Source organism: Actinoplanes sandaracinus, assembly GCF_030009775.1.
Taxonomy (GTDB): domain Bacteria; phylum Actinomycetota; class Actinomycetes; order Mycobacteriales; family Micromonosporaceae; genus Actinoplanes; species Actinoplanes sandaracinus.
In genome coordinates, this window is the sequence record NZ_JASCTH010000040.1 from 16570 (window position 1) to 37046 (window position 20477).

Annotated in this window: 21 protein-coding genes and 2 pseudogenes; 13 read left to right on the forward strand and 10 right to left on the reverse strand. The window is 72.9% G+C overall.

Annotation, left to right across the window (positions count from 1 at the left end; all coding sequences use genetic code 11):
• Positions 1 to 7 precede the first annotated feature (7 nt).
• Positions 8 to 769, reverse strand: a complete 762-nt coding sequence (locus QLQ12_RS41315; protein ID WP_282766509.1) for a sulfite exporter TauE/SafE family protein — start codon at positions 767 to 769, stop codon at positions 8 to 10.
• 119 nt (positions 770 to 888) lie between these two features.
• Between QLQ12_RS41315 and QLQ12_RS41320 the strand changes: the two genes are divergently transcribed.
• Together QLQ12_RS41320 and QLQ12_RS41325 are read left to right on the forward strand one after the other, a co-directional pair.
• On the forward strand, positions 889 to 1662 hold the full coding sequence (locus tag QLQ12_RS41320) for an endonuclease/exonuclease/phosphatase family protein (protein WP_282766510.1): 774 nt from the start codon (positions 889 to 891) through the stop codon (positions 1660 to 1662).
• 46 nt (positions 1663 to 1708) lie between these two features.
• A complete protein-coding gene (locus QLQ12_RS41325) occupies positions 1709 to 2617 on the forward strand; it encodes a dihydrodipicolinate synthase family protein (RefSeq protein ID WP_282766511.1) in 909 nt (302 codons plus the stop codon).
• Positions 2618 to 3973: 1356 nt separating this feature from the next.
• On the opposite strand, the gene QLQ12_RS41330 is transcribed toward QLQ12_RS41325, so the two are convergent.
• Positions 3974 to 4312 carry a rhodanese-like domain-containing protein gene (locus QLQ12_RS41330; protein ID WP_282766512.1) on the reverse strand — a complete coding sequence of 113 codons (339 nt, stop codon included), beginning with the start codon at positions 4310 to 4312 and terminating at the stop codon, positions 3974 to 3976.
• A gap of 151 nt (positions 4313 to 4463) precedes the next feature.
• Between QLQ12_RS41330 and QLQ12_RS41335 the strand changes: the two genes are divergently transcribed.
• Positions 4464 to 4988, forward strand: a complete 525-nt coding sequence (locus QLQ12_RS41335; protein ID WP_282766513.1) for a TetR/AcrR family transcriptional regulator — start codon at positions 4464 to 4466, stop codon at positions 4986 to 4988.
• Positions 4989 to 5077: 89 nt separating this feature from the next.
• Here QLQ12_RS41335 and QLQ12_RS41340 read toward each other — a convergent pair whose 3' ends face one another.
• Together QLQ12_RS41340 and QLQ12_RS41345 are read right to left on the reverse strand one after the other, a co-directional pair.
• A complete protein-coding gene (locus tag QLQ12_RS41340) occupies positions 5078 to 5428 on the reverse strand; it encodes a PadR family transcriptional regulator (RefSeq protein WP_282766514.1) in 351 nt (116 codons plus the stop codon).
• Complete coding sequence (locus tag QLQ12_RS41345) at positions 5428 to 6498, reverse strand: hypothetical protein (RefSeq protein WP_282766515.1); 1071 nt, start codon at positions 6496 to 6498, stop codon at positions 5428 to 5430. The genes QLQ12_RS41340 and QLQ12_RS41345 overlap by 1 nt, the downstream gene beginning before the upstream one ends.
• 196 nt (positions 6499 to 6694) lie before the next feature.
• Between QLQ12_RS41345 and QLQ12_RS41350 the strand changes: the two genes are divergently transcribed.
• Genes QLQ12_RS41350 through QLQ12_RS41365 form a run of 4 tightly spaced genes read left to right on the forward strand, consistent with a single transcriptional unit; the run spans position 6695 to position 11027 of the window.
• Positions 6695 to 8287 carry an ABC-F family ATP-binding cassette domain-containing protein gene (locus QLQ12_RS41350; RefSeq protein ID WP_282766516.1) on the forward strand — a complete coding sequence of 531 codons (1593 nt, stop codon included), beginning with the start codon at positions 6695 to 6697 and terminating at the stop codon, positions 8285 to 8287.
• A 12-nt stretch (positions 8288 to 8299) separates the two neighbouring features.
• On the forward strand, positions 8300 to 9229 hold the full coding sequence (locus QLQ12_RS41355; protein ID WP_282766517.1) for a tyrosine-type recombinase/integrase: 930 nt from the start codon (positions 8300 to 8302) through the stop codon (positions 9227 to 9229).
• 59 nt (positions 9230 to 9288) lie between these two features.
• Entirely contained in the window at positions 9289 to 10125 is an 837-nt protein-coding gene (locus QLQ12_RS41360; RefSeq protein ID WP_282766518.1) for an undecaprenyl-diphosphate phosphatase, read from the forward strand.
• On the forward strand, positions 10122 to 11027 hold the full coding sequence (locus QLQ12_RS41365; protein ID WP_282766519.1) for a DUF3626 domain-containing protein: 906 nt from the start codon (positions 10122 to 10124) through the stop codon (positions 11025 to 11027). The genes QLQ12_RS41360 and QLQ12_RS41365 overlap by 4 nt, the downstream gene beginning before the upstream one ends.
• A gap of 135 nt (positions 11028 to 11162) precedes the next feature.
• Here the strand turns inward: QLQ12_RS41365 and QLQ12_RS47260 are convergent.
• A pseudogene (locus QLQ12_RS47260) lies at positions 11163 to 11579 on the reverse strand (RBBP9/YdeN family alpha/beta hydrolase); the annotation flags it as partial.
• A 25-nt stretch (positions 11580 to 11604) separates the two neighbouring features.
• Between QLQ12_RS47260 and QLQ12_RS41375 the strand changes: the two are divergent.
• The 6 genes and pseudogenes from QLQ12_RS41375 (at position 11605) to QLQ12_RS41400 (ending at position 14530) form a co-directional block, all read left to right on the forward strand.
• On the forward strand, positions 11605 to 12171 hold the full coding sequence (locus QLQ12_RS41375; protein WP_282766521.1) for a class I SAM-dependent DNA methyltransferase: 567 nt from the start codon (positions 11605 to 11607) through the stop codon (positions 12169 to 12171).
• On the forward strand, positions 12140 to 12325 hold the full coding sequence (locus tag QLQ12_RS41380; RefSeq protein ID WP_282766522.1) for a hypothetical protein: 186 nt from the start codon (positions 12140 to 12142) through the stop codon (positions 12323 to 12325). Before QLQ12_RS41375 ends, QLQ12_RS41380 begins: the two co-directional genes overlap by 32 nt.
• 290 nt (positions 12326 to 12615) lie before the next feature.
• Positions 12616 to 12837, forward strand: a pseudogene (locus QLQ12_RS41385) (GDSL-type esterase/lipase family protein); the annotation flags it as partial.
• A 56-nt stretch (positions 12838 to 12893) separates the two neighbouring features.
• Positions 12894 to 13106 (forward strand): hypothetical protein, encoded by a 213-nt coding sequence (locus tag QLQ12_RS41390; protein WP_282766523.1) that lies wholly within the window; start codon positions 12894 to 12896, stop codon positions 13104 to 13106.
• A gap of 161 nt (positions 13107 to 13267) precedes the next feature.
• Positions 13268 to 13765 (forward strand): NUDIX hydrolase, encoded by a 498-nt coding sequence (locus QLQ12_RS41395; RefSeq protein WP_282766524.1) that lies wholly within the window; start codon positions 13268 to 13270, stop codon positions 13763 to 13765.
• A gap of 111 nt (positions 13766 to 13876) precedes the next feature.
• Positions 13877 to 14530, forward strand: coding sequence for a thiaminase II/PqqC family protein (locus QLQ12_RS41400; RefSeq protein WP_282766525.1), 654 nt, complete (start codon positions 13877 to 13879; stop codon positions 14528 to 14530).
• A gap of 224 nt (positions 14531 to 14754) precedes the next feature.
• On the opposite strand, the gene QLQ12_RS41405 is transcribed toward QLQ12_RS41400, so the two are convergent.
• The 5 genes from QLQ12_RS41405 to QLQ12_RS41425 all read right to left on the reverse strand — a co-directional run bounded on the left by QLQ12_RS41405 (position 14755) and on the right by QLQ12_RS41425 (position 20154).
• Entirely contained in the window at positions 14755 to 15117 is a 363-nt protein-coding gene (locus QLQ12_RS41405) for a GntR family transcriptional regulator (RefSeq protein ID WP_282766526.1), read from the reverse strand.
• On the reverse strand, positions 15117 to 16496 hold the full coding sequence (locus QLQ12_RS41410) for an MFS transporter (protein ID WP_282766527.1): 1380 nt from the start codon (positions 16494 to 16496) through the stop codon (positions 15117 to 15119). The genes QLQ12_RS41405 and QLQ12_RS41410 overlap by 1 nt, the downstream gene beginning before the upstream one ends.
• 72 nt (positions 16497 to 16568) lie before the next feature.
• Positions 16569 to 16994 carry a hypothetical protein gene (locus QLQ12_RS41415; RefSeq protein WP_282766528.1) on the reverse strand — a complete coding sequence of 142 codons (426 nt, stop codon included), beginning with the start codon at positions 16992 to 16994 and terminating at the stop codon, positions 16569 to 16571.
• Entirely contained in the window at positions 16994 to 18778 is a 1785-nt protein-coding gene (locus QLQ12_RS41420; protein WP_282766529.1) for a dynamin family protein, read from the reverse strand. Before QLQ12_RS41420 ends, QLQ12_RS41415 begins: the two co-directional genes overlap by 1 nt.
• Positions 18766 to 20154: a dynamin family protein gene (locus QLQ12_RS41425; protein WP_282766530.1), complete on the reverse strand. Its 1389-nt coding sequence runs from the start codon at positions 20152 to 20154 to the stop codon at positions 18766 to 18768. Before QLQ12_RS41425 ends, QLQ12_RS41420 begins: the two co-directional genes overlap by 13 nt.
• Positions 20155 to 20477 lie beyond the last annotated feature (323 nt).

Below are 20477 nucleotides of genomic sequence, written 5' to 3' on the forward strand. Positions count from 1 at the left end.
TGGCGGGTCAGGCTTGCTGCCAGTGCAGCCACCCGAGGCGGGCGATGAGCATCAGCACCACCGCCAGCAGCACGATCCTGACGAACCCGGCGCCGCGGCGCAGCGCCATCCGGGCGCCCAGCAGTGCCCCGCCGACGTTGCAGACCGCCATGGCCGCGCCGAGCAGCCAGGCGACATGGCCGGTGGCGGCGAACACGACCAGCGCGCCCAGGTTGGTGGCCGTGTTGACGATCTTCGCCATCGCCGAGCCGTGCACGAAGTCGGCGCCGACGATGGTGGTGAACGCCAGCACCAGGAACGTGCCGGTGCCGGGGCCGATCAGGCCGTCGTAGACGGCGATCACCCCTCCGGCGACCGCGACCGCGGTGCCGCGCCGCCAGGCGGTGCGTTTCTGGGACTGCTCGGTGAGGCCCATCTGCGGGCGGACGGTGACGAACACGGCCACCGCGACGAGCACCACGATGATCACGGGCCGGTACGCGGACGCTGGGATCGCCCCGGCCAGCGCCGCCCCGCAGCCGGAGCAGAGCAGCGCCAGGGCGGCCGCCGGGCCCGCCACCCGCCAGTCGATCTTCGTGCGGCGGGCGTAGGCCACCGCCGCCGTGCTCGTTCCGCAGATCGCCGTGAGTTTGTTCGTGCCCAGCGCCGTGGCCGTGCCCAGGTGCGGGGCGACCACCATCAGCGCCGGCAGCAGCAGCAGCCCGCCTCCGCCGACGACCGCGTCCACCCAGCCGGCCGCGAACGCCGCCACCAGCAAGGTGGCGATCACCGGCCGCGCCGCTGTTTCTGCAGCCACATCCCGAACAGCGCGCCCACCACGAACAGCATCGCGAGACACAACAACGCCTTGAAGAACATCCCACTCATCCCGTTGGCTAGGGTCGGCTGGTGCGCCTGGCCACCTTCAACCTGCTGCACGGCAGATCACTGTCGGACGGCACCGTACACGCCGACCGCATCCGGACAGCGATCGCCGACCTCGACGCCGATGTGCTGGGCCTGCAGGAGGTCGACCGGGCCCAGCCTCGTTCCGGGCTGCTCGACCTGACCGCTCTGGCCGCCGACGCTCTCGGCGCGGGGCACCACCGGTTCGCCGCCGCCGTCGTCGGCACCCCCGGCCACGTGTGGGAACCGTGGCACGCGAGCGCCGACATCACCCACCCGCAGTACGGCATCGCCCTGGTGAGCCGCTATCCGGTGCAACGCTGGCAGATCACCACGCTGCCGGCGGCGCCGGTGCGGTCGCCGGTGTACGTGCCCGACGGCGGCCTGCTGCTGCTGCGCGACGAGCCGCGGGTGATGCTCGCCGCGGTGCTGGACACCCCGCGCGGGCCGTTGACGGTCGCCACGACACATCTGTCGTTCGTGCCCGGATGGAACGTGCGTCAGCTGCGCGCCGCGGTCCGGGCGTTGCGGGCGTTGCCGGCGCCGCGGGTGCTGCTGGGTGATCTGAACATGCCGGCCGGGCCGGTGCGCGCGTTCACCGGCTGGCGGCCGCTGGCGCGGGCGGCGACGTTCCCCAGCCCGTTGCCGAGAACCCAGCTCGACCATGTGGTGGCGGACCCGCGGGGCGCGGCCACTCTCGGCCGGGTCGTGCAGGTCCGTACCCCGCACGTCCCGGTCTCCGATCACCGGCCCCTGGTCGTTCACCTCGACCGTTGACCGAGGGCCGCGTCCGTTTCGACCGTTGACTCCGAAAGTTCGACCGTTGACCCGAAAGGAAGTACCAGCCGTGTTCACCGGCCTGAGCGCCTTCCCGCTCACCCCGCTCCGCGACGATCGCCTCGACGACCGCGCCTACGCCGGGCTGATCACCCGCCTCGTCACCGCCGGCGTCGCCAGCATCGGCGCCCTCGGCTCCACCGGCAGTTACGCGTACCTGTCGCGCGAGGAACGGGCCCGGGCCGCCGCCCTCGCCGTCCAGCACGCCGGTGAGACGCCGGTCATCGTCGGCATCGGGGCGCTGCGGCTGCGGCACGTCCTTGACGCCGCCGACGACGCTCAGCAGGCGGGCGCCGCCGCGGTGCTGCTCGCCCCGATGTCCTACCAGCCGCTCACCCCGGACGAGATCTACCGCCTGTACGAACAGGTCACCGCCCATCTGTCGGTGCCGTTGGTGGTCTACGACAACCCGCGCACCACGCACGTGTCGCTGACCGACGACCTGTACGCGGCGATCGCGAAACTCCCGCACGTCACCTCGATCAAAGTGCCGCCCCTGCCGGCCGACCCGGCCATCGCCCGGGACCGGGTCACCGCGCTGCGCGGCCGGCTGCCCGGCCACGTCGGCATCGGGGTCTCCGGCGACCCGGTCGCCGCGGTCGCCCTGCACGCCGGCTGCGACGCCTGGTACTCGGTCATCGGCGGCACCCTGCCGCGCCTCGCCCTCGACATCACCCGCGCGCCCGACGCGGCCGCCGCCCGCGCCGCCTCCGACCGGCTGCGCCCGCTGTGGGACCTGTTCGCCGCGCACGGCAGCGTCCGCGTCGTCGCCGCCATCGCCGAACACCTCGGCCTCACCGCCGCCGGCTGCCTGCCGGCGCCGCTGCGGGGCCTCGCCCCCGACGCCCGTAACGCCGTCATCCACGCCCTCGCCGAGGTCGACCCCACCGCTTGACGCCCACCGCCCGACGTCCTGACGCGGCCGGCCGTTTGCTGCCGGCGGACCCGCGAACCGGTCCCGCCCCACGCCGCGCGCCGATACCCATCCGGCGACGCCGCGGGCCGGTCCCGCTCAGAACCTTCTCCGGTACGCCTCGGGCCGCCCCGCCGAACCACGCGGCCCCTCAGCTACGACGCGAACATCTCCCTCATCCCGGCCGCTACGCGACCGCCGGGATGAGGCTGCTGGTCACCGGCCGAGCCCGTTCCGTCCCATGCCCAGCCGGTCCTGCCCAGCTACCCGGCCGTAGCTCCCGTGCGCTCAACCGCTCCCGGCAACACGTGCCAGCTACGGCTGGCCGCACCCTGCCGTAGCTCCCGCGCGTCATACGCCGGCTCCCGCGCGTCATACGCCGTGAACACGTCCCGGCTACGGCCGAGCACGGTCAGCCCGGGACCGCCCGGCGGCGAGCCGTCGCCTGCACATGTCACACCTGGCCGATGACACGCTTGCGCTACGGCTGGGGCGGTCGGCTGCGGGGGCCGGGTCTCTGGGCCCGAGCGCGGCGCCGGAACAGGCGGTCGCGTGGCTGGCTGTGGCTGCACAGCGTCGCGGGCGCTCGGCCTCGCCGGGGTGACCGGGCGGTAGCGCCGTAAGCGGTGAGCCGGCAGTGGCGGCGCGGGTGGGCGGCCCAGGTTGGCGGCGCGGGTGGCCGTTGACGGCCGGCTCGCGTTCGGTCCTGGCCAGGTCGACCCTGGCTGGTCAGGTTGGAACGTGGTCAGGGTTGTTCGGTGAGCGGTTCCATGGTGACCGACGTGCCCTGACCGGCATTCGCCCGACGCGCTCCGGCGACGGGGATCAGCGTGGGACATCAGTTGTCCTGAGGACCGGGGAGAAAACTCTGCCGGGCCTGCCTGCGAGAGGGGTGACCTGCCGGCGGTGCGGGTCGGCCGGCCCGGTGACCAGCAGCCTCATCCCGGCGGTCGCGTAGCGGCCGGGATGAGGGAGATGTTCGCGTCGTAGCTGAGGGGCCGCGTGGTTCGGCGGGACGGCCCGAGGCGTACCGGAGAAGGCTCTGAGGAAGACCCGCAGGCTTGGCCGCGGACCGGGAGAGTTTCTCGGAGGACCCAGCAGGGAGGCCCGGCAGCGAGGGAGAGGGATGGGCAGGAGGGCCGTCACGCCGTGTCGGTGGAACCGGTTGCGTGGCCGGTGGCTGATTCCGTGCGGCCGGCGGCGCACGACGCGGATCGGGGACGCCTGTGGCGTCGTGTGGGGCGGGTCATGGCGCGGATTCGGAGCTTCTTGTTGATGGCGTACCGGCTGCGCGGGAGGCCAGGAAGAGAAGTGACCTTCCCGCGCGGCCGGTGTCGATCAGCCGGCGTGTGGGCTGGACTCGACGGGCAGGCCGGCGGCCACCCAGTCCTGGATGCCTTCGCGGTACTTGCGCACGTTGGTGTAGCCGAGGGCGGTGAGCTTGTCGGCTACCCGCTGGCTGTTCGGGCAGGCCGGGTTCGAGCAGTAGGTCACGATCGGCGCGCCGCGGTCGGGCAGCAGCGTGCCGGCGCGGTCCGCGACGTCGGCCTCGACCAGCGCGATGGCGCGGGGCAGGTGCTGCTGAGCGTAGTAGTCACCGCCGAGAGCGTCGAGGACGGTGACGGTACCTGCGTCGATTTCGGCGCGGAGCTGTTCGCGGGTGATGAGGGCGGTCATGGCATCCTCCAGGTAATCGGACTACAGTCCAGTTATGCCTCGAGACATTAGCGGACCGCAGTCCGGTTCCGCCAGGCCGGCAGAAGAACTCTTGATGTTGTGCAGCTCGCCGCCCGCCGAGCGGGCCGACGCCGCTCGCAACCGCGCCGCCGTGCTGAACGCGGCGGCGGCCCTCTTCCGCCAACACGGCATCGAGGCGGTATCCATGGACGCGATCGCCGCCGCCGCAGGCGTGGGCAAGGGCACGCTGTTTCGCCGCTTCGGCGACAAGGCGGGACTGGCCGTCGCATTGCTCGACGAACAGGAGCGCAGCCTGCAAGAGGCGATCCTGTTCGGTCCGGCACCGCTCGGACCGGGCACGCCGGACGACGACCCCGGCTCACGCGAACGGCTGCGGGCCTTCGTGGCCGCCTACGTCGACTACCTGCTGGCCCATCTGCCACTGATACGGATGTCGGAGACCGCTTCGCCCGGTGCGCGCTACCGGATCGGCGCATACCGATTCTGGCACCGACACGTCTCACTGCTTCTGCAGAAACGCGACGACCCCGAGGCCGACGCGCACACCCTGCTGGCCGCCCTCGCCGCCGAACACGTGCACGCCGTGGCCGCCGAGGTCGGCGCCACCCGAGTACGCCAATCCGTGCAGGGCCTTGCCGATGCCCTCACCATCTGAAGCCACAGCGCCTTTCCTGATCAATCCCCATTGGTGAGACATCACTGGTGCCGGAACTCACGAACAAGACCAGACGTCGGTTCGTGGGGTCAGGGGGTGGTGGGGGCGATGCGGCCGAGGCCGGGAATGATGCCGCCCCGGTCGCGCAGTTGCGCCTCGGCCGTGGCCGCGCGCCGCCGCAGCCGCTCGACCTCGCGGGTCAGCACGGCCGCGCCACCGTCGGTGAGGCGGTAGTAGCGGCGGAGCCGGCCGTCGACCGCCTCCTCACGTTCGACTTCGATCAGGCCCTGTTCGGCGAGCCGGTCCAGGGCACCGTAGAGGGTGCCGGGCCGCAGCCGCACCTCGCTGTCGGAGAGCTCGCCGACGGCCTGGATGATGCCGTAGCCGTGCAGCGGCCGGGTGGCGAGGGCGGTCAGGATCAGGAATGTCGGCTCCTGCATCAGGTGGCCACCTTTCGTGGGGCGGCTGCCCGGCCGGGGCGCAGCACCGACAGCGCCACCGTGACGGCGGCCAGCAGCAGACCGGCGACGACGAGGCCGACGGTGAGCCACCGGGCGCCGGGGAAGGACTCGGGCGGCCCGGCGAGGCCGGCCGCCCACCAGTGCAGCGACGGCTGCAGGGCGCTGTGCACGGTCGGCACGCCGGTGTGGGTGTCGCCGGTCAGCGGGAAGACAGCGTCCTGGAAGACCGTGACGGTGTTGTCGTAGAGCGTCCACACCGGGGCGAACAGCACCGCGAAGGTGAACACCGACGCGATCGCCGCCGGCCGGGACCGGCGGCGTGCCACCGATGCCGCGATCAGCCAACCGGCCAGCGCGCCGAGGGCCAGGCCGGCGGCGATCAGCGGCAGCAGCCAGCCGCTGTCGACGGCCTGCAGGTCGGTGGTGACCGAGCCGCCCTTGCCGGTGACGGTGAGTTCGAGGCCGTCGCGGACCGCTTCGAAGCCGGTCTCGGGGTCGTCGGTGCCGGTTTTCAGGCGGTCGGTGGGCCGCACGGCGCCGACCTGCCAGCCGTCGGCGGCGAGCCGGGCGCGGGCCTGTTCGCCGTCCCACACCTGGCCGTCGGCGTGGCGGCTGCTGCCCCACATCCACGGGACGCTCTGCGGCGCGCCGGAGAAGACGTCCAGGATGAGGTTCGTGGTCGGTCCCGCGGCCTGCTGGTGGATCTGCTGGCCCTGCGCGGTCGACGGCAGGTCGGTGAACGTCTGCTCGCCCGCCCACGATCCGCCGGCGGCGCCGAGCGCACCGCCGGCGAGCAGCGCGAGGAGGGCGGCGATCCACGCGAGGGGGCGGCGGGCCGGCAGCCGGAACCGCTGGCGCAGGCCGCTGGCGAGCAGATGCCGGATGTCGGCGGCGGCGGGGCGGCGCTGGCCGGGTGCGGCCATCTCCAGCAGCGTCGTGACCATCTCGGCGCCGTACTGGAGCCGGTACGCGCGCGGGTAGGCGTGCAGCAGCCGCCGGTAGAAGCGCTCGAGCGCGGGGTCGGCGCGCGGCCAATCGGAGGTCGACATGCCCCTCACCGTACGGCCGCCGGTATATATCGTCAACCGAACTATCTGGTGGTGGGTATTCCGGTTGCGCCGGAGGCGGGGGAGCGGGCAGGCTAGGACCCGGAAGTCGCCGCCGACGGATTCAGGAGAGCATGTCGATGCTGTGAGAGACACCTGACCGCGTGTTCCCTGTCGGTGTCGTCTCCAGGAGGCCGTTGTGCGCCCCGAACCCCATCTCAAGACCGTCCGCCTCGGCTGCGCCCACGACGGTGAGCTGCTCTTCTCCGGTCTCGACCTGGTGCTGCGCGCCGGCGACCGGATCGGGATCGTCGGCCCTAACGGCGCCGGCAAGACCACCCTGCTGCGGGTGCTGGCCGGTGAACTGCGGCCGACCGAAGGCCACCTCAGCGTCGCGCCGGGCACCCGGGTGGCCTACGTGCCGCAGCGGATGCCGGACCCGGACGGCGCCGTCGGCGCGTTCCTCACTGGCGGCCTCGGTGAACTCGCCGACGTCACCGCGACCATGCGGGAGCTGGAGCGGCGGCTGGCCGACGGCGACGACGTCCTGGACGCCTACGCGGCCGTGCAGGAGCGCTGGACCGCCCTGGAAGGGTGGACCGCCGAGACCCGGCTCACCGAGATCCGCCAGCGTCTCGACATCGACCACCTCGACGACTCGTGGCCGTTGCGGGCCGTCAGCGGCGGCGAACAGGCCCGGCTGATGCTGGCCCGCGCCCTGCTCGACGAGCCGGACCTGCTGTTGCTCGACGAACCCACCAACCACCTCGACGCCGAGGGCGCGGCCTGGCTGCGGCAGTGGCTGCGGGAGTTCCCCGGCGGGGTGCTGGCGGTCAGCCACGACCGGGCGTTCCTCGACGAGGTCGCCGGCCGCATCGTCGAGCTCGACGGCATCGACGAGCAGCCGCAGGACTACCCGGGCTGCGGCTACACCGCGTACCGCGCCGAGAAGCAGCGCCGCTGGGAGAGACTGCTGCTCGACTACGAGGCGCAGGAGAAGGACCGGATCCGGTGGGAAGCCGACATCGCCCGCACCAAGGGCTTCGCCATGGGCGTGGAGAACGCCGACCGGTCCAGCGCCCAGGCCCCGCACCTGCGGCGGGTCGCCCGGCTGGTGGCCCGCAAGGCCAAGGTCCGTGAGCGGCGGCTGCGCCGGCAGATGGCCTCGGTGAAATGGATCGCCCGGCCGCGCACCAGGCCGCCGCTGACGCTGGCGTTCCCCGGCGACGACGGCGACCCGGGCGAGGTGGTTCTGAAGATCCGCGATCTGACCGTCCGTGATCTGCTGCGCGACGTCGACCTGGACGTGCGGCGCGGCGACCGGATCCTGATCACCGGGCGCAACGGGTCGGGCAAGACGACCCTGCTGCGGGCCGTCGAGCAGCGGCATCCGGAGGTGGCGGTGCTGCCGCAGACCGACGACGGGCTCCGCGACGCCACCAAGGTGATCGACTTCTTCCGGGCGCGGGTGCCGGTATACATCGACGTCGCGGAGAAGCTGCTGGCCGGGCACCAGTTCGAGGCCGACCAGCAGCAGGCCCCGGTGCGTGAGCTGTCCGCCGGCGAACTGCGGCGGCTGATGCTGGCGGTGCTGGTCAACAGCCCGTCGCGGGTGCTGCTGCTGGACGAGCCGACGAACTTCCTCGACTTCGCCGCCCTCGACGTCATCGAGGAGGCGCTGCGCCGCTACCGGGGAACCCTGCTGATCGTCAGCCACGACCGGTACTTCGCCGATGCCGTCGGTCACACCCGGCACTGGCATGTCGCCGCCGGACAGGTGATCGAAAGCTGACACCATGGGGGCATGTCGCTGCAGCCACGCCTCGCCGGGGAACTGGCCACCGGCGGACCCGCCGAGCAGTTCACCGAGGCGTGGCTGGCCAACCGGCGACTGTCCGACCACACCCGCGCCGCGTACCGGCGTGACGTGGCCGGCTGGCTGACCTGGTGCACGGCACACGGCACCGATCCGCTGCGGGCCAGTTTCCTCGACGTCAACGCCTACGCCCGCGAGCTGGAAGCCCGGCCGCTGGCGCCCGCCTCGGTGGCCCGCAAACTGTCCGGTGTCTCCAGCTGGTACGACTTCCTCGTCAAACTGCAGGCCGTGGTCGCCAACCCGGTCGCCGCCGCCGACCGGCCGCACGTGGACCGCGACCACTCGGCCACCCTCGGGCTCACCCCGTCCGAAGTCGACGCCCTGCTCGACGCCGCGACCGCGGCCGGCGCCCGCACCCGGGCGATGATCACCATGCTGGCCGACCTGGGATTGCGGGTCAGCGAACTCGTCGGCCTCGATCTGGCCGACATGGGACACGAACGCGGGCACCGTACCGTCCGGTTCACCGGCAAGGGCGGCAAGGCCCGCCGCCGCGCCCTGACCCCGTCGACCGCCGCGGCCGTCGACGACTACCTGCGCGAACGTGGCCTCGGACCGGGCCCGCTGTTCGTCACCGCCTCCGGCGCCCGCGTCGACCGGCACGCCATCTTCCGGCTTGTGCGCCGCCTGGCCGCGGCCGCCGGGATCGACGCCGCCGACCAGTTGTCCCCGCACTCGCTGCGGCACGCCTTCGCCACCACCGCGCGCGCCGAAGGCGTCGCCCTCGAAGACGTCCAGGACGCCATGGGCCACGCCGACCCGCGCACCACCCGCCGCTACGACCGTGACCGGCACAACCTGGATCGTGACCCCGCGTACACGATCGCCGCTGCCCGTGCCCGGCGTAACAGCCCGTGAACAGGCCCCCTATGCTCTGAACCCGGCTACGGAAAGCGGGCGGGGTTTTGAGTTCGGACATGAATATCGTCGAGGCAGTGATCCTCGGCGCGGTCGAGGGCATCACCGAGTTCCTCCCGGTGTCGAGCACCGGTCACCTGACGATTCTGGAGAAACTGTTCGGTCACCGGATCGACGATCCGGACATCACCGCCTTCACGGTGATCATCCAGTCGGGTGCGGTGCTGGCCACCATCCTGTTCCTGCGTCACGACATCGCCCGCGTCGTCCCCGCCTTCCTCAAGGGTCTGTTCAACAAGGAGCATCGCGAGCACGCCGACTTCCGGTTCGGGTGGGCGGTGCTGCTCGGCTCCATCCCGATCGTCATCGCCGCGTTGCTGTTCAAGGACCAGATCGAGACGACGCTGCGCAGCCTCTGGTTCGTCGCCGGCGCGCTGATCCTGTGGAGCGGTGTGATGGCGTTCGCCGACCACGCCGCCACCCAGGTCCGCCACCAAGAGGACGTGACCTGGAAGGACACCCTGATCATCGGGGCGGTGCAGTGCATGGCGCTGATCCCGGGCGTCTCCCGGTCCGGCGCCACCATGTCGGCCGGCCTGCTGCGCGACCTGGACCGGGTCACCGTCACGAAACTGTCGTTCTTCCTGTCCATTCCCGCGCTGCTCGGCGCGTCGCTGTTGCAGGGCATCGACGAGTACGACCGGATCGCCGGCGGGGTCGGCTGGACCAACACGATCGTCGCGACCGTCGTCAGTTTCGTCGTCGCCTACGCGTCGGTGACCTGGCTGCTGAAGTTCGTGTCGAAGCACTCCTACAGCATCTTCATCTTCTACCGGCTCGCGCTCGGGTCGCTGCTGCTGGTGCTGCTGGCCTCGGGCACGATCGACGCGAAATGACCCCGGGGGAACGAGCGCTCGCCCATGTGCGGGCGCTCTTCCCTGCTGTCGCGCCGTTTCCGGACGCGCCGATCACCGTCAACTTCCACCCCGACCGGCTGCTCCCGGACGGGCGGACCGTGATCGAGCACCTCGCCGCCGACGGGATCTACCGCAGCCAGTTCGAGACGCGGATCTCCAACGGCCTGGTCTTCCCCTACCCCGGCGGCGACCGCGACCGGTGGGAGCAGCGGATGTTCGGTGGGGCGTACACGAGCGCCATGGGCCGGCCCGTCTACGGGGCGCTCAACCTGGCCGGGCACCCGGACGGGGCCGCGCCCCGGTTCGGCAGCTGCCACCTGCTGCTGCGGCCGCACGTCGCGGCGCGCGCCACGTTCAGCCTCGGCGACAGCCACACCGAACCCGCGCTGCTCGGTACCGCCGACACCTTCGGCGCGATCTGGGACGGACTGCTCGCGCAGGTCGCCCGTACCGGGCAGGCCCTGGGGGTGACCGCGGCCGGCCGGCACGCGTGGGCGGCGGCACTCGCCGCGCCCCGCACGGACGCCGGCCGCACCCTCGACGACTACGTCGAGGCCCAGATCCACGACGGCGTCACCGTCGCCGCGGACGCCGCCGCGGTCGTCGCCGACCCCTCCTTCCGCGGTACGCCCACCGAAGCCGCCCTGCGCTCGCTCGGCGTCGAGGTCCGCTGGCACCGCGGCTTCCGCCTGCCCGCCGCCGAGTTCCCGGCGGACCTGCGCGGCGAGCAGGTGCCGCCGCTGGCCCGCGAGATCGCCGCCCGGTACGGCCAACCGGTCCTCGACGCCGAGATCATCGGCCGGGCCGCCCGCGACGGCGACCACCCGCAGCTGGTGAAATATCTGTGGCACATCCTGGTCATCCGGGGCCGGCCAGCCTAGCCACCAGCTTCTCGCCGTCGGGCCACGGACCGAACCCCGACTTCGAGTCGAGATGGCCGACCGCGCCGGCGTCGAACAGCTCACACCCCAGTCGCGGGCCAGCCGCACACCGTCGGCGAACGCGCAGTGCGGATCGTCCCGGCTGGCCACCAGGATCGACCGGAACGGCAGCGGCGTGCGCTGCAGCCCGTCCACCGCCGGCGGCGTCACCAGCAGCGCGCCCACCACCGGCCCGGTGTGCTCCTGCGACCAGAACCGCACCGTCAGGCAGCCCGCGCTGTGCGCGATCAGGATCGCCGGCTCGTCCGAAGCACTGACCACCGCGTGCAACGCCGCCACCCGCTCCTCGGGAACATAGGGCGGGCCGGGCGGCTCGGGCGCCCACACCCACTGTTTGTGGGCGCGGGCCCACTGCCGCGACCAGTGGTTCGCAAACGGCTTCCCCCGACCGGGCACCAGCAGAAAACGGGTCACCCGCGCGAGCGTAACGGCAAACGTCGATCGATGCCCGCCCGCGGCGCCGTCTCGCCTCGTGGCGCCCGAGCCGCCCACGCGGGCATCGAATATGGTCGGACCCGTGCCCGACGCGATCTTCGCCCACCCACGGCTGGCCCGGCTCTACGACACGTTCGAGGGCGACCGCGGCGACCTCGACGCCTACGAGGAGATCATCGCCGAACTCGGGGCACGGCGGATCCTCGACCTCGGCTGCGGCACCGGCTGCCTGGCGCTGCGCCTCGCCGCCGCCGGCCTGACGGTGACCGCCGTGGACCCGGCCGCCGCGTCCCTCGACGTGGCCCGCGCCAAACCCGGCGCCGACAAGGTGACCTGGCTGCCGGAACTGCCCGCGCCGGCCGGCGATGGATTCGACCTGGCCGTGATGACCGGCAACGTCGCCCAGGTGTTCCTCACCGACGACGAGTGGGACACCGTCCTGCGGGACCTGCACGCCCGGCTGCGGCCCGGCGGGTTCCTGGTGTTCGAGACCCGTCGTCCCGAATTCCGGGCCTGGGACGAATGGGCCGCGGCGCGCGCCCCCCGTCACCCGCGACGTGCCCGGGGTCGGCCCGGTCGAGCAGCGTTTCACGCTCACCGAGGTGCGCCTGCCGAAGGTGTCGTTTCGTTACACCTACACCTTCGGTGACGGTGAGACCCTCACCTCCGACTCCACGTTGCGGTTCCGCGACCGCAACGAACTCGACGCCGGCCTCACGGCCGCCGGCTTCCGCATCCACGACGTCCGCCAGGCGCCCGACCGGCCGGCCCGCGAACGCGTCTTCCTCTGCGACAAACCCTGATCGGGTACGGCCGGTGAAGGCGCCGTGAGCAACCGACCGCCGCCGCCGGCCCGCGGCGGCGGTCTGGTCGCGGCCGGCCGTCGATGACGGGTCGCATCGGCGCCCGGTAGGGCGTGCTGGCGACGGCTGGGGTACTCGGTGGCAGGGGTGCCGGCTGAAATCGGTGGTGCGCGGGAGGGAGGGCGGTCATCATCGACGGTCATGACCAGCCGATACGTCGCCCTCGGTGACTCGATGTCGATCGACGACTACGCGGGCGGCGCCGGCCGCGGCGCGGCGCGGCGCGCCTGCTGCACCGCAACCACGACAGCGACTTCGGTGACTGGGCCGGCCGCGATCTCGCCGCGGCCGGGTACAGCGTGGAGGTGCTGGCCCGCGACGGCGCCGTCACCGCCGACGTGCTGAACCGGCAACCGCCGCTGCCCACCACGGCGCCCGATCTGGTCACGATCACCATGGGCGGCAACGACCTGCTGGCCGGGTACGGCGACGACACCGCCGCCGCGGCCACCGTCGCCCGGGTCGCCGCGCCGGGCTGCGCCGACGGGCCGGTGACTCCTGCCGGATCGTGGTCACCACCGTCGTGCACGCCGCGTTCCAGGGCCACGGTGTCAGCGCGGGTGACCCGGCCCGGTCCGACCCACGGCCCATCGACCGGTCACTCTGGTTCTGCGGCGTCGTCGAACCCAACGCCTGGGGTGCGCACGCTATCCGTACCGCCTGGTGGAACGCCCTGCACCCGGCCGCCGCTCCCGCCGGGCACGCCCGGCAGGATGTCTGACCACCACCCTGTTCGCCGGCGGACCACAGATATGCCGATGCGGGAACCCTCGGCCTCCGGGACAGGAGGCCGGTGAAGCGTGCAGCTCAGCTGCCAGATCGATGAGTCCTCATCGCCCGTTCCGGGCTGGGGACGGCATGAGACGTGTGAGGACGGCCGGCATGGACGCCAACGACATCGAGTGGACCGGCGACGCCGGGTCGTTCAAATACCGGTCGGCGGCCGTGATCGCTGACGGCGACCGGCTGCTGGTGTGTGCGGTCGACGGCATCGACGGCTGGTTCCTGCCCGGCGGCAAGGTCAACTTCGGGGAGACGTCCGCGGCCGCTCTGGTCCGGGAACTCCGCGAGGAACTCGGCATCGACGTCACTGTCGCCGGCGGGCCTCTCCTGGTCACCGAGGGCGTCCGGGACGAGGGCGGGGTGATCCATCAGGAGGTCTGCTTCTACTATCCGGTCCGCTGGCCGGGCGACGTGCCGCCCGACGCGGTGTACGACCGGGACGGGCACCGCTTCCGCTGGGCCCGTTTCGCCGATCTGCCCGGCCTGAGGTTCCTGCCGCCGGAGATCACCGGCCTGCTCACCGACCCGGCCCCCGGACCACGGCACCTCGCCTTCGACCGCCGGGGCCAGCACCCGCCGGACGTCGGCCCGGCCTGACTGGAAAGTCCGTGCCGTGCGCTGGTGGACCGGGGCGTCCGCCGGCAGACGGGCATACGCCGGCGGACCGGAGGGCACGCGTATCGACGGCTGTTGTGTGAGCATGGCGGGATGGGTGGTGACGCACGCGAGGCGCTGGCCGGTGTCCGGGACGCGCTGGACCCGGCGGTCCAGGAGAACCCACTGGTCGTGGCGGTGCGGGAGGGCCGGGCTCCGCTGGCGGCGGTGGCCGTGTTCGCCGCCGAGGAGAACCTGATCATTCCCAGTGACCGGCGGAGCTTCCTCACGCTGGCGGCCCGGGCGGGTGAACCGGCCGCCGCCGGTTTCTTCGCCGGGCTGGCCCAAGGGGAGAACCTGGTGCTGCCGATGGTGGCGCCGCTCGCCGCGGCCGCCGGGATGGACCGGGCCGGACTCGCGGCATACGAGCCGCGGGCCGGCTGCCAGGCGTACCCCGCCTATGTGTCGTGGCTGGCGTTGAACGCCGAGCCGGCCGCGGCCGCGCTGGCCCTGGTCGCGAACTTCGCCGCCTGGGGCGGCTACTGCGCGGCGCTGGCCACCGGTCTCCGGCAGCGGTATGGGTTCGGCGATCCCGCGTGCGCGTTCCTGGACTTCTTCGCCGCTCCGGCGCCGGACCTGGAGGAGCAGGCGGTGACGGCGGCGCAGGCGGCTCTCGACAGCGGAGTGCCGCTGGACGCCGCCCGGCGCTACGGGAGACTGCTGCACGAGTACGAGACCGCCTTCTGGGGCACCCTCGCCGACATCTGACCCCGGCGCCGGCGACGGCCGGCCACCGGTGCGCATGCGGGGCGTTGCGAAGATCGACCGGGCAGGCCCTGCTCAGCGAGGCGCGGGCGCTGGACTGCCGGCCGCGCCGGGTTCCGGTGAGTGGGGACGTGCCCGAGAGCCGCGCCGCGCCGCGGCCCCGGGGAGATCGTCGCGTGGTAGTGCGGGACGGGACGGCTTCGGCGGGGCGAGGTGGCCGTACGAGATCAGGGTTGGTCGTCGAGGGCGGCCTTGACCAGAGCGAGCGCCGTCGCCGCGGGGATGCCGAGCGCCCGGGTCCGTTCGGCGTAGGCGGCGGCCGCCCGCTGCGCCTGCCCGGACGTGCCGGCGGCCCTGGCGGTGATCACCGTGCCGAGCCGGCCACGGGTCTCGACGAGGCCGGCTTGTTCGAGTTCGCGGTAGGCGCGGGCCACCGTGTTCACCGCCAGCCCCAGGTCGCCGGCCAGCTGCCGGACCGGGGGCAGGCGGGTGCCGGCGGCCAGAGCGCCGTCGGCGGCCAGGGCGGCGATGCGCAGCCGGACCTGCTCGTAGGGCGCGACCGGTGACGCCGGGTCGATGGTGATGTCCATCAGACCAGCCTGGGCGGGGTGTTCCCGGCGGCGACGATGGCGCGCCGGATCGGCACGAACGCTAGCAGGACCCCGCCGACCAGGAAGAACACGACCAGGGAGACGATGCCGGTGCGGTAGCTGTTGGTGACCTGGAAGATCAGGCCGAAGAACAGCGGGCCGAGCCAGCTGGTGCCCTTGTCGCTGATCTCGTAGAAGCCGTAGTACTCGCCTTCCCGGCCGGCCGGGATGAGCTGGGAGAACAGGCTGCGCGACAGGGCCTGGCTGCCGCCCATGACCAGGCCGATGCCGGCGCCGAGGATCATGAACGGTACGGGTTCGCCTTCGGGCAGCCAGTAGGCGGCGATGACGACGCCGAGCCAGAGGGCCAGGGCGATCAGGATGGTCTTGCGGGCGCCGATGCGGCCGGCGAGCGCGCCGAGCAGCAGGGCGCCGCCGAAGGCCAGGAACTGCACGATCAGGATGGTGAGGATCAGCGTGGACTGGGCGAGGCCGAGTTCCTCGCTGCCGAACTGGGCGGACAGCGCGATCACGGTCTGGATGCCGTCGTTGTAGATCAGGTACGCGCCGAGGAAGGCCAGGGTCAGTGGGTACGCGCGCATGCCCTTGAGCGTGTGGGCGAGCTGTTTGAAGCCGTCGGTGAGCACGTTGCCGTGGCCGGTGGCCGCGGAGGCCTGGACGCCGGGGTGTTCGCGCAGCCACAGCAGCGGCACGATGGTGAACGCGGCCCACCAGACGCCGGCGGACACGATGGACCAGCGGGCCAGGTCGAGGGTGCGCTGCGCGTTGCCCTCCTCGGTCAGCGACATCACGGCGGCCAGGTTGAGCAGCAGCAGCACCCCGCCGCCGAGGTAGCCGATGGCCCAGCCGCGGCTGGAGATGCGGTCGCGTTCGTCGGGGCCGGCCAGGTACGGCAGGAACGAGTGGTAGACGACGATCGCCGCGCCGAAGGAGATGTTCGCGATGATGAACAGCAGGCCGCCGAGCAGGTAGCGGTCGCCGGTGACGAAGGCCATCGCGATGGTGGCGGCGGCGCCGGTGAAGGCGGCCCCGGCCAGCAGCGGCTTCTTGCGCGGGGCGCGGTCGGCGATGGCGCCCATGATCGGCAGGACGAAGACGGTCAACAGCACCGACAGCGAGACTAGGTACGCGTAGTAGGAGCCGGCCGCGACCGGGATCCCCAGCGGGTGGACGGTGCCGTCGCACTCGTCGGCGCCGAGGGCGCACCCGGCGGCCTGCTCGGTGACGCTGGTCAGGAACGGACCCAGGAACACCGTGATGACGGTCGTGGAGAAGGCCGAGTTCGCCCAGTCATAGATATACCAGCCGGTGCGTTCCCGCTTGGGCGCGAGAGTGGTGCTGTTGCCGGTTTCGGCCATCGAGTGCGCTCCTGAGAATGGGTCGGTGCGCGGTCATGATGTCATCCCGGCGCGCTCAAGGGGAGATGTGGATCACTGTTCACCGTGAGTCCACCAGCGGGCCAGCGCGGCGGTGGCCGGGTCCTCGGAAGCGGCCAGGACCGTCCACGGGTCGGCGCCGGGCGGGATCTCCACGCCGGCGTAGGCGGCGAGATCCTCGGCGGTGACCGGTTCGACCGGCGGGACGAAGCCGGCGGTGTCGCCGGCGCCGAGGGTGGCGGTGTCGATCCAGGGGAACCCGTCGACGGGTTCGGGCAGGTCGACGTCGAGCGCGGGGGGAAACACCGTGTCCTCGGCGACCACGGCGATCGTCTCGGACAGGTCCGGAAGGTCCGGGGCGTCGGGCAGTTCGTCCGGCAGGTCCCAGTCGGCCGCGGAGTCCAGCGCCGGTACCTCGGGAACCGGTAGGTCCTCGGGGAGATCGAAGTCGAAGTCGTCGTGGTCCCAGTGATCGGTCATCAGAGGCTTCCTTCTTCGATGATGGGGGCGGGAGTCAGGGAGCGGGCGCGCAGCAGTGCCTCGTCGGCCTGCCGCAGCCGGGTGGCCGCGGCGTCGCGGTCGGCGGTGGCGGCGGCCCGTCGTTTGGCGCGGCCGGCCGCGTCCTCGGCGGCGGCCGCGTCGATCTCGGCGATCAGCCCGTCGAGTTCCCGCAGCCGGCGTTCGATCGCGTCGTCGAGGGCGACCGACAGCGCGTACTGCAGGTCGGTGAAGCGGATGCTGATCTCGTCGGTGAGCGCGGCCCGCGCCTCGGCGAGCACGTCGCGCAGCCAGGTGTGGGCGTGCCGGCGGTCGGTGTGCACCCGGCGGCGGTAGATGACATAGCCGCCGGCGGCCAGGCCCAGCCCGATCCCGGCGACCGGGATCAGCAGCCCGGCCCCGGCGACGCCGAGCGCGGACACCCCGAGCATCGCGCCGCGCCCGGCGATCAGGGCCACGCCGCCGGCGGACAGGGCGATCAGCATGTTGTCGCCCGCGCCGTCGCGTGGCGGCCCGGCGATCAGCGTGTGCCGCAGCGTGGCGCTGACCAGGGCCGGGTCGAACGTGTCGGCGAGAACCTTCTCGGCCACGTCCCGGTAGGTGTCCTCCAGCGTCGCCGACAGTTCCGCCGCCACCGCCTGCAACTGGGTGTCCAGGTCGTCCGGCAGCGCGGACAGCGCCTCACCGCGGGCCGCGTCGATGCGCCGCGCGTAGTCGTGCTGCACCTCGGTGATCCGGGTCCGCAGCCGGCCGACCACGGCCACCCGGGCGTGCTGGATCTCGGTGTTCAGCTTGAGCGTCCACTGCCGTGACTCGGTGCGTTTGCGGGCGGCGAGCGCGGCGCGTTCGGCGCGGGTGGCGGCCTGCCCGGCCGCGTCGGCGGCGGCCGCCCGCACCCGTTCCTCGCCCGCGTCCCGCAGCCGGGTCAGGTCCCGGTGGGCGGCGCGCAGCACGTTGGCCAGGCGCAACTGGTGACCCCGGCCGGCCAGCTCGACCAGCGCGTGCTGCAGGGCCGGCACCCGCGACTCGTGCGCCAGGGCGTCACGGGTCGCCGGGTCCGCGGTCAGGGCCACCTCGGCGAGCCGGGCCGACACCGGGTACCACGGCGCGGACGCGAACCGGGGGGCGTGCGCCTGCAGCAGGGACCGGTTGTCGTCGGCGATGGTCCGCCACTGCGGAAACGCGTCGATCTTGGTGAGGGCGAAGACCACGGCGTCGACGCGCTCGGTGGCCGCGGCCAGGAAGTCCAGTTCCGGCTGCGACAGCGGGGCGCCGGCGTCGGCGACGAACAACAGGGCGGTGCCGCGGCGGACCGCGTCCAGGGCGATCGTGGCGTGCACCGGGTCCAGGCCGCCCGCGCCGGGGGTGTCCAGCAGCGTCAGGTACTGCAGCAGCGGCGCCGGGTGGGTGACCTCGATCCTTCTGGTCTTCTGGTGGCCGCGCGCCCACGACGAGAGGTCGTCGATCTGGATCTCCTCGCCGCCGGGCAGCCACGCTTTCGCCGTCATCTCCGGGCCCGGAACGAAATGCAGGTACGCCGCGGTCGTCACCGCCGCGTCCACCGGCGACAGGCCGGGCACCCCGACCAGCGCGTTGACCAGGGAACTCTTGCCGCGTTTGGTCTCGCCGACGACGACCACGCCGGGCCGGGTCAGGTGGGCGCGGCGCAGCTCGGCCAGGTCGGCGGCCGCGTCCGGGTCGGCGGTGCGCAGGTACGACATGGTGTCGCGCACGGCGGTGTCCAGCAGCACGGTCAGATCCTGCATTCGCGCACCTCCCGGGCGAGTAGTTGGAAACCGCGGTGGGCGACCTGCGCGATGCGGGCCTGCGCGGGCCCGGCGCCGTCGACCGCGTAGGCGCGCCACCGCCCGGCCGCCGCGACCGCGGCCGTGGCCAGTTCGGCGGGCGCGGCATCGGGCAGCCGCAGGATCCACCGCGGATCGTCGGAGGTGGCCAGCCGGATCAGCTCCTGCTCCCAGACGGCCGGCAACGGCACCGCGCCGGTGGCGGCCCGCTGCGCCGCCTCCAGCAGCCGCAGCCGGTGGTACGCCGGATCCCGCAGCGCCGCCTCCAGCGCGTCCCGGATGATCTCCTCGTCGCGGGAGCCGATGTCCCGCGGGCCGGCGTCCCGCGGGCCGAGACGGTGGCGGGCCAGCCGCTCCAGCCGGGTCAGCGCCCACCCCGCCTTGATCGCGTCCGAGCGCCAGCGGAACGTCTGGTCCACCGTGGCGGTCAGCCGGGCCAGGCCGGAGGCGGCGGCCAACCGGCGGACCAGCTCACCGGTGCCGAGCCGGGGTTCGGCCGCCAGCTGGGCGCAGGCGAACCCGACGCCGTACAGGTCGAGGCGGGTCAGCAGCCGTTCCCGCTGGTCCGGGCCGACCGGAGCGGGCCGGCTCCGGAACAGGTCGGCCGACAGCAGCATGACGTCCAGCTCGGCGGCCGGCAGCGCGGCGAGCCGGGCCAGGGCGTCACGGTCGGCGCCGGTCAGCCGGCCGGCCTCGGCGGTCTCGGCCAGCAGGCCGGCCACCGGCACGACATCGCCGACGGTACGGGCCAGCAGCGCCGCCTGCTGCCGGGCCAGGGGCTCGGCCACCGGCCACGGATCAGCGGCCCCACCGGCCAGGGTGTCGACCTTGCCGAGCACCCCGATCGCGTTGATCGGGCTGGTCGCCAGCCGCGCCGACGCGGTGTGGAAGGCCTCCAGCGCCCGCACGTCGTCGGCCCGCACCGCCTGGGTGAACACGTACACCACCGCCTCGGCGGCGGCCACCTCACCGGCCGAGTCGTCGTCGATGCCGACCGCCGCCTCGGCCCGCGCGCTGCCCGCGGTGTCGGTCGACGCCAGACCAGGGGTGTCGACGACGGTCAGGTCCCGCAGCCGGTCACTGGTCAGCGTCACGTCGACGTAGGCGATCCGGGTGGCCGGCACCCCCAGCCGGGCCGGGACCATGCCGTCCTCGTCCAGCGGCAGGCTCTGCCGGCCCCCGTCGCGGGTGACCACGTCGATGCGGTCGGCGGGCCCGTACCGGAAGCGGGTCACCACCCGGGTGCACTCGCCGGCCGCGGTAGGGGCGACGCGACGCCCGATGATCGCGTTGACTAGTGTCGACTTTCCGGCTTTCAGGCGTCCCGCGATCGCCACTCGTAACGGATCGTGAAGACGTTCACTGATCTGCCGCACGTGTTGACCAGCATCAGAGGAGACGCGGGTGACTATCTCGTGACAGACAGTCGCGATCCCCGAGGTGAGTGGGCCGGTCACTTCGACTCGTCAGCGCAGCACACCGTCGGCGACAATGAGCGTGTCGCGGCAGTCGGCGTCACGAAGGGACCTTTCGTCAGCGGGAGCGGTCGTCGCAGCACAGCCTACGGAAACCGGCGTGGCGTCCGGGATCCCGAGTTCGTGCCAGTGACACCGCAGTGGGCGAGGACACCGCAGCGGGCAGTGGCATCGAGGTGGAGAGG